Origin of the sequence: uncultured Planktomarina sp. (assembly GCA_943788425.1) — a bacterium.
Classification (GTDB): Bacteria; Pseudomonadota; Alphaproteobacteria; order Rhodobacterales; family Rhodobacteraceae; genus Planktomarina.
Map to the genome: position 1 here is coordinate 13,431 of CALSQF010000002.1, position 12,928 is coordinate 26,358.

At 46.7% G+C, this 12,928-nt stretch carries 11 protein-coding genes and 1 pseudogene; 3 read left to right on the top strand and 9 right to left on the bottom strand.

All coding sequences use genetic code 11. The features are described from left to right. Nucleotides 1-160: 160 nt before the first annotated feature. From ABLW18_RS02195 to ABLW18_RS02220, 6 genes are all read right to left on the bottom strand, one after another. Nucleotides 161-649: a GNAT family N-acetyltransferase gene (locus tag ABLW18_RS02195; protein ID WP_347823250.1), complete on the bottom strand. Its 489-nt coding sequence runs from the start codon at nt 647-649 to the stop codon at nt 161-163. A gap of 355 nt (nt 650-1,004) precedes the next feature. Beyond that, nucleotides 1,005-1,304, bottom strand: a complete 300-nt coding sequence (locus tag ABLW18_RS02200) for a hypothetical protein (RefSeq protein WP_347823251.1) — start codon at nt 1,302-1,304, stop codon at nt 1,005-1,007. Nucleotides 1,305-1,336: 32 nt separating this feature from the next. Then, on the bottom strand, nt 1,337-1,684 hold the full coding sequence (locus ABLW18_RS02205) for a cupin domain-containing protein (protein WP_347823252.1): 348 nt from the start codon (nt 1,682-1,684) through the stop codon (nt 1,337-1,339). Nucleotides 1,685-1,773: 89 nt separating this feature from the next. Further along, nucleotides 1,774-2,058 carry a DUF3764 family protein gene (locus tag ABLW18_RS02210; RefSeq protein ID WP_347823253.1) on the bottom strand — a complete coding sequence of 95 codons (285 nt, stop codon included), beginning with the start codon at nt 2,056-2,058 and terminating at the stop codon, nt 1,774-1,776. 67 nt (nt 2,059-2,125) lie between these two features. Then, complete coding sequence (locus ABLW18_RS02215) at nt 2,126-2,581, bottom strand: hypothetical protein (RefSeq protein ID WP_347823254.1); 456 nt, start codon at nt 2,579-2,581, stop codon at nt 2,126-2,128. Nucleotides 2,582-3,364: 783 nt separating this feature from the next. Beyond that, on the bottom strand, nt 3,365-3,898 hold the full coding sequence (locus ABLW18_RS02220; RefSeq protein ID WP_347823255.1) for a CIA30 family protein: 534 nt from the start codon (nt 3,896-3,898) through the stop codon (nt 3,365-3,367). Nucleotides 3,899-4,422: 524 nt separating this feature from the next. Between ABLW18_RS02220 and ABLW18_RS02225 the strand changes: the two are divergent. After that, nucleotides 4,423-5,519, top strand: a pseudogene (locus ABLW18_RS02225) (IS3 family transposase). A 179-nt stretch (nt 5,520-5,698) separates the two neighbouring features. Next, entirely contained in the window at nt 5,699-6,604 is a 906-nt protein-coding gene (locus ABLW18_RS02230; protein ID WP_347823256.1) for a histone deacetylase, read from the top strand. Nucleotides 6,605-7,065: 461 nt separating this feature from the next. On the opposite strand, the gene ABLW18_RS02235 is transcribed toward ABLW18_RS02230, so the two are convergent. Genes ABLW18_RS02235 through ABLW18_RS02245 form a run of 3 tightly spaced genes read right to left on the bottom strand, consistent with a single transcriptional unit; the run spans nt 7,066 to nt 11,139 of the window. Beyond that, on the bottom strand, nt 7,066-8,100 hold the full coding sequence (locus ABLW18_RS02235) for a lipocalin-like domain-containing protein (protein ID WP_347823257.1): 1,035 nt from the start codon (nt 8,098-8,100) through the stop codon (nt 7,066-7,068). Beyond that, the gene (locus ABLW18_RS02240) at nt 8,090-10,474 is read right to left on the bottom strand and encodes an ABC transporter permease (protein WP_347823258.1); all 2,385 of its coding nucleotides are present in this window, start codon (nt 10,472-10,474) and stop codon (nt 8,090-8,092) included. Before ABLW18_RS02240 ends, ABLW18_RS02235 begins: the two co-directional genes overlap by 11 nt. Continuing rightward, nucleotides 10,471-11,139 carry an ABC transporter ATP-binding protein gene (locus ABLW18_RS02245; RefSeq protein WP_347823311.1) on the bottom strand — a complete coding sequence of 223 codons (669 nt, stop codon included), beginning with the start codon at nt 11,137-11,139 and terminating at the stop codon, nt 10,471-10,473. Before ABLW18_RS02245 ends, ABLW18_RS02240 begins: the two co-directional genes overlap by 4 nt. A 454-nt stretch (nt 11,140-11,593) precedes the next feature. On the opposite strand from ABLW18_RS02245, the gene ABLW18_RS02250 reads away from it, so the two are divergent. Then, on the top strand, nt 11,594-12,889 hold the full coding sequence (locus ABLW18_RS02250; protein ID WP_347823259.1) for an AarF/ABC1/UbiB kinase family protein: 1,296 nt from the start codon (nt 11,594-11,596) through the stop codon (nt 12,887-12,889). Nucleotides 12,890-12,928: the final 39 nt, after the last annotated feature.

Below are 12,928 nucleotides of genomic sequence, written 5' to 3' on the forward strand. Positions count from 1 at the left end.
CATTTTTGGCACAGCCCAAATATACACGATCATCAATTCACGCCGCAGTTGTTGCATCTGGCTCTCTGACGTACCTAATGGGCTGTGGTGTCGCCTCCTACAACAGCGATAAGGTTCGTAAATGGCAGTGGTTGGTTGAGTATAAAAGAGAGATGAACACTTAATTCTTTATTTCGTATCTCTTAATTGTTTTGCCCCACACCTCATCCATACCAACAAAAATAAAACCAGATGAAATTAAAATTTTTTCTGACGCAATATTATCAGTTAGCACAATACCAATGATCTTCTTTAATTTAAGTTGATCAACACCATATTTGATGACGCTATTTGCTGCCTCTTTTGCAATCCCTCGTCCCCACACCGACTGGCTAAATCTATACCCAAAATCAACCCCATAATTTTCCATTAAAAACCCACAAATCCCAATTGGGTTCAAATCCTCCCTAATCCTAACGGCGTATCGTCCAAATCCACGCTGCAAATAACTATCAATATTTTCAGAAATATATTGGCGAGTTTCGTCAATAGTTTTTACTTTTCCATCAATAAACTTCCTAACCGCTGGATCGGAATCCAAGTCTGTTAAAAACTGAAGATCGTTGAGGTTCAGATTGTTGATGACTAGACGTTCAGTTTCTAGATACATCTTTTATCTCCATATGAAGGCACGTTGATTTTATAGTATGGATGCGCCATCTACCGTATCGCTAGAGTTACCCGTGTAAACGATCTGGAACGTGTTGTTGCCCTTCCACGCCACAGTTATGACATCTGGCTCTCTGACCTACCTAAAGGGCTGTCGTATCGCCTCAAACGACAGCAATCAGGTTTGCTACCGCTAGCATCGTATGGTGCTTACAGAGGCCACAGGTGATGCTGAATTTCTACCGTTGAGGCCACAAGTCTGTAAGGATAAAGTGAGGCCAAAATAAGCAGGCCCCACCTTTGATTTTGAATTACACGTTTATAGATCTTGCTCTAAGCGTTTCGACGATCACTAATTAGGCAAGTGGTGTTGCCCCTGTTTCCATGCGAATAATTTGTCCATCTTTTAGCATGCAAACCAGCATCACGGCTTCTTTGGTATCGTCGGGGTAAGACATGAAATCATGTGAAACCAAAATCTCATCATTTTCATAAACACAACGAGATGCATCGTTCACGAACTTTGGGTTAGCCATCATTCCGACAACCATAGAGGCCCATTCACTTTTTGTGAACTTATTACCTGATTTATGAAATACAATTTCTGCATCTTCATGAATAAGTGCGACATAACCCTCGACATCCCGATCATCCATGACTTTTGATAGTTTCTGGTACAACGACATTTTTATTCCCCCCATGCCCCGGCAAACTCGTATACGACCGCTCGTTTTCCACCAACGCACCATGCATCATGGTTTGGCGAAATCGCATATGCATCACCAGCTGAATAGGTGGCTTCTGACCCATCATCACAGACGCAATGAATAGTCCCCTCTATAATGATCCCGGTATGCGTAGCTTGACAGCTTGGCGTGCCGACAATTGGTTTAATGTCTGTCGACCATTTCCAATCTGGCGCAAGCGTCAGCTTCATCACCCGCTGACCTAGAACGTTTACCGCTTCCATACGTGCGTTTGGCATATCCTTGGCTTCATCTGCTTGCGATGCAAAACTTTTAACTTCAATTGGCATATTTGTCTTCCTTATTTATCGTAAACTAAATAACTTGGCATGAACCAAAGCCAACCAGTACTATTATGTTCACCCCAATTAGCTGTGCGTCACCGAGTGAAGGACTCCCCACTCATTGGTGTTATCACGGTAGTTTCCAAGATAGCGCCTGCGGCGGCTCTTTTCACTTTGAGTTCCTCATGGCCAGCGAAAGCCTTCATGGCTTCAGGTGATTCAAAATCGATAATAACTGTTAACTTGTTATCATTATCTTTTTCGGTCCCTGCGAAAACTAGCTTCGCTCCAAGCGCATTTAAAGTTACCTCATTTTCGAGAAACATGTCTTTCCAAGGTTTAAAGCCACGAGCCAGGTCTTGCGTAAGTTTTACCATCATGATGGATTTCCTTTATTTTTTGGGGATATAATACAGTCCACAAGTTTTTGTTTGATTGTTTCGTGTCTTACCACTTGAAATCGTAAATGCTGTGGGTTGCATCAATTTGATATGTGGTTTGAAAACTTGGCTTCAGACTAATATTGCTATATTTTCCAGTACCACTGGTCAAGCTTCCTGTTCCCATGCCTGTGCTAGTATCAATGGCAGCAAGCCAAACTGAGGCATCCCCATCAGGGTCAACGGATTCACAAACGCCATTAATTGATGAAGGGGCTTGCTGTCCTGCTTCCATCAGTATCGTGTAATGACAAGTCGCCATGGCTGCTGTGGGCCAGCCTTCAGGGGCCTTTTGGTAATGCCAAATATCTTCTGAAATCATATGAGTAATTGAACCCGATTTTCCTTCTATAGTTGTGGAGGAAACCGTACTAGAGAAGCCTTGGCCATGTCCGTTATGTCCATCAGCAAAAGCTGTAACTGGAAGTAGTGAAGTGGCTGCTGCCAAAACGATGTTTTTCATGAAATTTTTCCTTAATTTAGACTGTTTAGCCAGGCATTCATCCGGCTAGAATAGTAACAAACATATCAAAAAAAATTACCACTACGCATCTTAAACTACTCTTGCATTATGTATGGTCTAAGGGGATTTTACATCAATTTTGACACTTGGTAATTATTTGGAAGGCAAAAAATGAACTAAACTATTAGATCCAATATTATAGATCCAATATTACTTCAAAAGCGCAAAACTATTGTCCAATTTCATTATGCGCCGAGATGATTGCTGACCATTGGTCGATAATCGTGCTGCGAGATATTCCCATATGCAATCAAAGAACCTTTCGATCAATTTTAGCAAATAATAATTAAAGGATTTCTAGTGGTGTGTTAGCTGGCCGTTTGAAACGATTGACTGACATTGGATTATTATACTTCAAGGATGATCCTGCGCATTCACAACGAAAGATCTATTGTTTAAGCCCAGCTGCAATAGATCTTGTACCAATTTTATTAGACATCTCAGCTTGGGTGCTGACACATACCTCGCCTTCTAAGGAGACAATCGAACTGCCATCGGATATGAACCGCCCACAGTCCCAATATTCAAAAGAATTAACGGATCGATTACGATCATTGCATTTAGATCCGGGCGGTACAGTTTAATTATTTAGCTGCACTTAAAGATGTTAGACTTACAGATGACGCACTGCTCCTGCCCATGCACAACAACGGTGTTCAGAGGTGACTGACGTCTGGGGCAACACTGCTAGTGTGCATTGGCTGGGTTTAAGAGGTTATCCAATCAGTAAAACTCCAAGCTCTTCACCGATACATCAGCAGTGTAATCCTTACCGTATGCGACAATACCTATAGTTTTGATCTTGCTTTGGTTGAGTGTAGTTCTCATAAGGGATGATGACTTTACAAAAGCCTCAAACGGAAGCCCTACCTCATTCCATGAACCATTTGTTTGAAAACTTTGCTGATAATAGTGCCAAGGTAATCGAGTGTTGGTACTCCTGATATGTAAATAATAAAGATCACCGTTGCCTTTAACAGTCAGTTTGATACCTGTTTTGTCCTTCGCCGCCTCCCATGCCACTGGTGACCGAACCTGAATAAAACCACCATTATTAGCTGTAGAAACTTCACCGCTCAGCCGAATGACTTGGAATGTTCCTTGATCTTCAAACTGTGCAGTTCCCTCGGAAATACCACCCATAACTGTATCTGCCAAATAAATCCATTGTCCTGTTTTGATGAGGTTATTAGCCATTGAGCCACCATTTGTGAGGAGCAGTAACAGAGTAAACAGAGATGCTGTAATCGTCTTCATAGCTTTCTCCTTTTGCTCGTATTGACGACATATTGTGAGTTGCCCGTGAATTAAGATTTACTTGTGAGCCGTTCCGTAATGTAATCCTATTAGTCGCTCTTCTTCTTGAACATATCTATCATCATCATAATTCTCATCACGAAGCCTTTGAAGGATTGTTTAGCGAACTCAGGTTTATCTGCATCAGGCATATCATATTTCCGATCTTTTAGCTTAATAAATGTTTCTGTAAGCCTAACTCCGCACGCTGTAACAAGTAAATCTTTACCTTTGATACACACCTGCAAAAAGGGCCAAACCAATTCGTTATGTTATGAATCTAGGGGGGCATTGAGGCCCACACAGAGGCTTTCAAAAGCACGATAGCTTAGGTTTATGAGGCAGTGTGCGCTAGGGAGTTCGGTGCAACAGGCAGCGTAATTGAGTGTTCTATCGACTTGAGCCTCCTCATTTTTACTGGTCCAGGGCTATGTTTAGGAAACGGAGGACTGAGAATGGCGAACAGGTGACTAAAGCCGGAAGATATTATCACGAAGTTGCGGCAAGTTGAGGTGTTGATGGGGCAAGGTATGTCCCGTCTGGATGCAATCAGACGGATAGGGGTTGTTGAACAAACCTATTACCGTTGGCGTAAGCAGTACGGCGGAATGGGCTTAAATCAATTGAAGGAACTGAAGCATCTTCAGAAGGAGAATGAACAGCTGAGAAGAGCCGTGTCTGATTTGACACTCGACAAATTGATCTTGAAAGAAGCCGCAAAGGGAAACTTCTAAGCCCCGCTCGTCGTCGTGCTTGCATTAATCATGTGCGCATCCATTTCAAAGTCTCGGAACGGCGAGCGTGTCGAGTACTGGGGCAACATCGCTCTACACAGAGACATGCCCCCAACGGGCACGCTGATGAAGACAGACTTGTTGCGGACATGATCGAGCTGTCCAGACAGTTTGGTAGATACGGTTATCGCAGGATTGCAGCATTGCTCAGAGAAGCAGGTTGGTGCGTCAGCGATGGCCGTATTGAAAGCCTGTGGCGACGAGAGGGGCTAAAGGTTCCACAGAAACAACCGAAGAAGGGAAGACTATGGTTGAATGACGGATCATGCGTTCGACTGCGGCCTGAGTATCGCAATCATGTCTGGAGTTATGACTTCGTTCATTGCCGAACTGATGATGGTAAAGTCTTTCGAACATTGAACATTCTAGACGAGTTTAGCCGGGAGTGTTTAGCCATCAAGATCGATCGGAAGCTGAACTCAACGAATGTGATAGATGCCCTAACCGATCTATTTATAATGCGTGGCTCTCCAGCATTTATACGGTCTGACAACGGACCTGAGTTCATCGCTTAAGCGGTAAGAGACTGGATAGCAGCTGTGGGAGCAAAGACAGCTTATATAGAGCCAGGCAGCCCTTGGGAGAACGGATACTGTGAAAGCTTTAATGGCAGGTTCAGAGATGAACTGCTCAATGGTGAGATATTCTACAGCCTACGAGAAGCACAAATCATCATCGACAAATGGAGGAAACATTACACCACAAAGAGACCACACAGTGCATTGGGCTATCGCCCACCAGCTCTTGAAACCATCATACAACTAGATCAGAGGCCAATCATGCACTAATAATTAAATTGGCCCAGTCAGATGAAGCTGCTCAAGATGATGATACGAATTCTCATCGAAAACTCCTCTCGGTGATCTCCAGGCATTGAGCCACGCAAGGTAATTGCCAAAATTTACGACAGTGACATTTAACACTGTTAAAGTTTACCGGATACTAATAGCTAACAGCAGGTTTTACAGTGATACAGATTCCAGTCGTCTATAACGATACTTACGACATAAATGTGCCAGAAAGTCATCGTTTTAATGGGACAAAGTTCTCTAAGTTAGTGAGCCAACTAAAACAGAGTGATTTTTACCGAAGGTTACATTTCCACCATTCTTCACCAGTTCGCTATCAAGATGTTTTACGAACCCATGCCATTGATTACGTTCAACGCGTTGTGCAAGGAACTTTATCTAAGGAGGAAGTACGGCAAATCAACCTGCCGATAGACAACCAACTGGTCAAACGCAGCTTTTTGGCTTTGAACGGTACTTTTACCACAGCACTAAAGGCTTTAGAAGAAGGCGTTGCCTGTCATGCCGCAGGAGGAACGCATCATGCGCATTATTCTAATGGATTAGGATTTTGTGTTTTTAACGACTTGGCTTTTACTGCTCTGAACTTGATAGAACATGGTTTAGCCGAAAAGGTCTTGATCCTAGACTTAGACGTACATCAAGGTGATGGAACCATTGACATATGCAATGGTAAGCCCGGCATATATACTTGTTCTTTGCACTGTGAGCAAAACTTTCCATTCCAAAAGCGTCAAGGTACCCTTGACATAGCACTCAATAGCCATCTGGAGGACACCGACTATCTAGATAAGTTGTGCAGTACTTTTAAATCCATCTCTAAAGATTTTACGCCGGACATTGTTTTGTACGATGCTGGTGTAGACGTATTTTTCGGTGACCAACTGGGGAATTTGGATTTAACGCTAGAAGGCATTTTGAAGCGAGATTGTGCCGTTTTAGAGTACTTTAAGAACCGCAACACACCAATAGCCACAGTAATCGGAGGTGGCTATAGCCCATGTGATACCGACATTGCACGGCGACACCTCTCCATTTTTCGAGCAGCTACAGATGTATTTTAGCAAAATCAGAGTTTATGAACTTAGCCCACAGTGGAAATTAAACCCCACGGCAAAGCACATATGCTTAACCCCTGATAATGCTTCGTAAGATAATGGTTCACATTATAAAGGCGACGTCGCCAATGTCATCAAATAACATCATTCACATGAGGCGACAGGACACGACACACCCCTATAGGGATGTCGGATGTCGTCTGTGATCTGTTGGAGGTACAAAAAGCTATGGGAGATTGATAACCATCTGAAAACTTTATGGCCAGCATCCAGCACCATGCTCATGGTGAAGGTCTTATAAATTATGAAGTTAAAGTGGGAGCCGAACATACAGCGTAACAGTCAGATAATCTCTAGGCTTGTTTTGGAATAGCGGAATGGAGAATGTTCTGTCATTCACGGACGCTACAAATACACCGTGTCCACTTGAACCGAGTTTGATCTGACATTGCCTCATTTTTTTTAGGCTATTCGTAGCCCGTCATTTCAAGGTAACCACGCCCCGTGTGGCTGCCTTGAACGGTAATCGGACCCTCCCAGTAAGGGACTGAAGTATTCATCCATGACTGCGGGTTGATCGCAGTCACCTCGACAGCCACCCCACGATCAGGCAACCGCACATTCCATGTGGTCGGCACATCACGTCCGCCAATATCAGAGATCGCAACCGGGTCAGCTTTAAACGCGCTGTTGGAATAGGAAGTTGTGGTGCCATCAGGGTCAATCCACGTTGCAGAAGTATAGACGCTACCATCGGTTTGGCGCAGGCGAAACCCCATTAATTTGCCATCCTCCAACGACAACGAGAACCAGTCCCATCCAGTTTGATTGTCAGAGAGCGGCTGAGATGACCATTCGCGATCTAGCCAAGCATCCCCAGCGACTTCTATGTTGCCCGTTGGAAGAATCAGGGTTCCTTCAATTGCGTAGAACGGTTGCGAGTAGTAAAATGAAGCATGACCCTCTGCCGATTTTACCGAGTATCCCTCATCGCCGTGAAATACTAAAGGACCGTCTGAATTCAGGACCATATCATAAGCAAAGTCAGGCCCACTCGCAGTCATGGTCAGCGTGGCAAAATCAGGGCCTACTAGCTGCCAATCGTCAATCCAAGCCTCAAACGGGTCGGCCTGTACCCCCGCCTGTCCAATACCACCACGGGCAAGACGCTCGGTCACGAAATGTGCGTCAGGAGTGGTGACCGCCGCATGACCCATCCACAGCTGGGGCGAAGACCACCCTTGCCCACCATCCGACGTAAGGGCAGAGCGAAACAGCGTCCATTGAAGACCGTACGGCGTCCCATCAAGACCTTCGAGGTTAGCAGTCAGATACCACCATTCAATCCGATAATCATCGTGGGAACCATGATCGATTGGAAAATCAAATTGTGCTGGGCGCTGCGGAGACGAAAAACCGTCGGCATCAGTGCCGAGGCCCGCGAAGCCCTGTGCACTTGCGGTGATGGGCGAGAGCAAAAGGAGAAAGACTCTAGCGTTCATTTGCAAACACTTTCAGCAAGTCCGCTGGCTGCGTCCGAGCAAGCTTTGTTGCAGGCCAGAGCGCGGCGATAACAGCAGCGGCCACCGCAAAGGCAGCTAGGCGCGCGTAGTCCAGTGGAAATAAGAACAGCGGCAAACGCCATCCGAAGGCCTCAACATTTACAACTGCCAACAACGTCCATCCCAGCGAGATCCCGAGCGGCAATGCAAGAGCCGTGGTGAGTAGCGCCAAAAGGACGGCACGGACGATTTCCAAACGGCCCAGCCGCGCACGAGTAATGCCCTGTGCCCAGACAGGAGCAAGTTGTGGGATACGCATGGTAGTGAGGGTCAACAAACTCATCAAAATGGCAAAGCCCGCCACGGCGAGTGTCAGTATATTGAGCGCACCTGTCACCGTGAAGGTCCGATCAAACACCGCTAATGAAAACGCCTTGATACCTGCTTGATTGATCATATTTACCTCATTGAGGCCGAAGTCTTTGCGAAGATCGAGAGATAGGGCCGTCACACGCGACGGATCCATGCGCACGCCGAACCTAAGGGGGAAGATATCGGGAAATAGGGCTGCGAACTTGGCTTCAGTAATGATGACCTGCCCGATTGGATTGCCATAATCGCCATAAATACCGAAAACTTTAAAGGGTTGCCCTGCAATCGTAATTTCATCACCAATTGCGATGCCCGCGCGACGGGCGAGTTGCTCATTAATCGCAGCAGCCTGTCCGGCTTCAATCAGCGGCCAAGCGTCGGGTACAGCATCCAAAAACAGCCAATTATCGCGGTATGTTGCATGAGCTATAGGACCGTAGATTTCAGATGGAAGGCCGCGGATGTCTTGATTAGCAGACTGAATTGGCAGAACCTTGTCAACACGGAGTTCAAGATAGGCGCGCAGGCTGGCGGCCTGTTGCGCGTCATCCGCATAAACGTAAAATTCCGAAGCAAGCCGTTGGTCAAGGAACCCTGTGAAGGTCAAACGGAAACTGCTCACCATCGTAGAGACACCAACGTTAGCAGCCATCGCGATCAAAAGCGCCATCAGCGCCAGCGACAGGCCCGGAAGTTGTTGGCGCGTATCCGCCCAGAACCATTCCTCTATAATCGATTTGGCATGGCGCACGGCAGCGGCAAGTAGACCGTCTAATATAACGGGTAGGGCAAGGGCCGCCCCAATCAGAAGAGCGGCAAGCATGGCAAAACCGGCCGCCAGCCCACTGCCCAACCAGCCTAGCAGACAGGCTGCAACAAGAAGGAACATAGCGAACACCGTTTGTATCAGGCGACTACGCCTGGCCTGCATCGCCCAAGCATGTGGCCGCGCCGACGCAAGCAGGGGCATACGTGCCAAGTTCCAAAGCGACGCGGCTGCCGCCAAAGCCGTACCACCCACAGCAATGAGAAGACCAGAGACCCACCATTCCGGCCGAAACTGCAAGGTGCCTGAAATTGATTGCCCATAAAGACCCGATATAGTGGCGGCAACGTCAGGCAACAGTGCGGCAGCTATGAAATAGCCAAGCCCGACGCCGATCATGCCAGCCAAGACTGAGATACCGACCAGTTCAAATGCGATAAGGGCGATCAGGTTCACTAGGGGAAAGCCCAGTGCGCGCAAAGTGCGCATGACCGGTCGACGTTGTTCAAGTGCGAGGCCGATGGTGCCATGCACAATGAAAATTCCCACTACAAATGAGAGGAGGCCAAAGGCCGTTAGATTTAAATGGAAACTATCTGTCAAACGCCCCACGTCCGATCCACTTTGCGGCGGGATCAGTTCGAAATTTGGGGCGATCACTTCAAGTGGGGGCTGTGTGATCGGTTGTTGTGGCGCAACGATTAGGCGTGAAATCTGCCCATCTAATCCCAACAATATTTGTGCAGTGCCAACATCTGTTAGAATAACAGCAGGGGGTAGATCGGATAACGGGAATTTGCGTACATCTACCTCACCCAACCGCTCAAGTGTTTCTTGGGTCGCAAACAAGATACCGCTTGTGATCATATCGACCGTCAACTTACCGTCACTCGGACCAACATGCGTCAGACCACCCGGAGATGTCAGGACATCTGTTCCAATCAAACGGATGCCGTCCAATCGCCCTTCAACAACAGGGCTGACAAGCCAGCCCGCACGTCGCAAGGCAATGAAATCTTCCTGCGGTATTGTGCCTGTGCGAGCAATTATCTGGGCGAACATCCCCTCACCCAAAGTTTCAGCGGCGGCATCATATGAGGCGCGGGCTTCGGTGTTAACCGCCTGAACTCCCGACCAAAGCGCTGTCGCCAAAGACAGCCCCACCACCAACGTGAATAACTGCATCGGATTGCGGCGCCAATGGGACAGCAACACTAAAAGACCCACATTCGTCATTTCTCAGCACATTCGATTTGGCCTGCGCGCAAGTGTAAGCGGCGGCCCATACGTCCCGCTAGCCGATGTGAATGGGTGACCAACAACAGGGCACAATCAGTTTCTATCGCAAGGGTCATCATAAGCTCCATGACCTTGTCGGCTGTTTCTTCATCCAGATTACCAGTAGGCTCATCAGCAAGAATGAGTGCGGGCTTCGACGCCAAGGTGCGCGCGATCGCGACACGCTGTTGCTGACCGCCTGAAAGTTGTTCAGGATATTTCCCCAATTGTGCAAACAACCCCAGACGGTCTGCCAATTCCTTGATCCAGTTCTGGTCTAAACGGCCTGAAAGGCGGGCATGGAACCCAATATTGGACGCCACGGTCAGGGATGGAATCAGGTTGAACTGTTGAAACACTACGCCAACCTTGTCACGGCGTATACCTGCGCGCCCAGCATCATCCATCGCCCCGATATCCACACCATCAACTGCCACAATACCGCTGTCAGGTTGATCGAGGCCTCCAATAATATGGAGCAATGTACTTTTACCACTGCCCGATTCGCCTGTGAGAGCAAGTGTTTCGCCCCGCGCTAGACGCATTTTAACACCCCGCAGAACAGACAAATGGCCATCAGGTCCGGCGTAAGACTTGTGCAGATCGCTTACGGATAGAAGCATGTGGTCGGTTGATCCTCCAGTAATTAGGAACTTAGTCAATAAACTAGCTGTCAGGCAAAAGATTGAAAGGTGTGTTGGGTTTTGCGAATATTCATCGTCGCAACTCCAGACTAGGAAGTTTGAGGTTGCTGTCAGTCAAACAGGAAGTCTTTGCGGGCGCACAGTGTAGCTTGAACCTATGCGCTCAACAAGTGGTGCTACTCAGCGAAAGCTGTGACACGGTTCAGCTTGCAATTTAATCGTAAAACACTCGATGATTATCCAATCTAGTTTATCCTTCTAATTCTAACATTTCTAATAATTTTTGACAATATATCAGATTTTATGGGTGCTGTGTTGCAACTGCGGGCAATCCAGCTACCTGACTCCGATGAAAAATAGACATAGTAAAGATGATGTTCTTCCCATTTCAGTTCCAGCCAGACGCATTGAACGATTGGGTAAGCTTGGTTCCTTGACTGCAGGTGTAGCCAGCAGCATGGCGCTAAATAGTGTTAAACAAATGGGACAAGGCAAACGCCCCTCTTTACGCAAACTGTTGTTGACGCCATCCAACGTCCAACGTGTGTCAGACCAATTGGCGCAAATGCGCGGTGCGGCAATGAAAATTGGTCAACTCATGTCTATGGACGCTGGAGATGTACTTCCACCAGAACTGTCGCAAATCCTGGTGCGTTTACGTGACGATGCACACCCCATGCCTCCTGCCCAATTAAAGAGGACTTTAAGCGCTGAATGGCCAGCGCAATGGTTACTGTCTTTTGATAAATTCGATGTACGACCAATCGCTGCAGCTTCCATAGGGCAGGTGCATCGAGGCCAACTTAAGGATGGACGCGATCTCGCTATTAAAGTGCAATATCCTGGTGTTGCCAAAAGTATCGATAGCGATATTGCAAATGTTGGTATTTTGATGCGTGTGTCTGGCCTGTTGCCCAAAGGTTTTGAACTGGCCCCGTATCTGGAGGAAGGCCGCAAACAACTACACGAAGAAACCGATTATAAGCGAGAAGCTACTCAACTTATACAGTTTGGTAATTTGCTGGCAAATAAGACGCAATTTGTTGTTCCCGAGCTTCACAGTGACTGGAGTACACCAAATATTCTGGCAATGACTTACGTAGCAGGTGTGCCAATTGAACGTGTTACGGAAGAACCCCAAGAAATTCGTGATCAAATTGCCAAAGACTTAATTGACCTCACTATACACGAGTTATTCTCCTATGGAGTGATGCAAACAGATCCAAACTTTGCCAATTATCTCTATCAACCAGACAGGCAGAGGATAGCTTTATTGGACTTTGGTGCAACCCACAAAATTTCGCCGCCGGTAGTGCAATTTTACCACCGGCTCATGCTCGCTGGTTTTGCTGGCGATGATGTAGCCCTAGAAGCGGCTATGAAGGACATTGGCTTTATCGATGAGAATACAAAGAACGACCAAATCATACAAATAGTCCATATGGCCAAATTTGTATTCGAAACATTACAAGAAAATCTATATCTAGATTTTGCAAACACAAAACTAGCAACGCATCTTCAGGATTTAGCAATTTCTCTGGCCAAGGATGGCTTTACACCACCACCATTACCAGTAGACGTTCTCCTAATACAGCGGAAATTTGGTGGGATGTTTCTCCTAGCAGCTAAACTCGCTGCTCGGGTCGATGTCGTGGCATTAATCGCAATTCACTTAAAAGGCACTGTACAGAGTTGCCAAACAAATCGAAGGGTTCTGTCAAACGAATAAAAACTCACATCGAATTTCTGGTGTAGCCTGAATCTATGC

Excerpts from the sequence above, each read along its gene's own strand:
- ABLW18_RS02195 (WP_347823250.1), bottom strand. The coding sequence starts at position 649 with ATGTATCTAGAAACTGAACGTCTAGTCATCAACAATCTGAACCTCAAC.
- ABLW18_RS02200 (WP_347823251.1), bottom strand. The coding sequence starts at position 1,304 with ATGGATGATCGGGATGTCGAGGGTTATGTCGCACTTATTCATGAAGAT.
- ABLW18_RS02205 (WP_347823252.1), bottom strand. The coding sequence starts at position 1,684 with ATGCCAATTGAAGTTAAAAGTTTTGCATCGCAAGCAGATGAAGCCAAG.
- ABLW18_RS02210 (WP_347823253.1), bottom strand. The coding sequence starts at position 2,058 with ATGATGGTAAAACTTACGCAAGACCTGGCTCGTGGCTTTAAACCTTGG.
- ABLW18_RS02215 (WP_347823254.1), bottom strand. The coding sequence starts at position 2,581 with ATGAAAAACATCGTTTTGGCAGCAGCCACTTCACTACTTCCAGTTACA.
- ABLW18_RS02220 (WP_347823255.1), bottom strand. The coding sequence starts at position 3,898 with ATGAAGACGATTACAGCATCTCTGTTTACTCTGTTACTGCTCCTCACA.
- ABLW18_RS02235 (WP_347823257.1), bottom strand. The coding sequence starts at position 8,100 with ATGAACGCTAGAGTCTTTCTCCTTTTGCTCTCGCCCATCACCGCAAGT.
- ABLW18_RS02240 (WP_347823258.1), bottom strand. The coding sequence starts at position 10,474 with ATGACGAATGTGGGTCTTTTAGTGTTGCTGTCCCATTGGCGCCGCAAT.
- ABLW18_RS02245 (WP_347823311.1), bottom strand. The coding sequence starts at position 11,139 with ATGCTTCTATCCGTAAGCGATCTGCACAAGTCTTACGCCGGACCTGAT.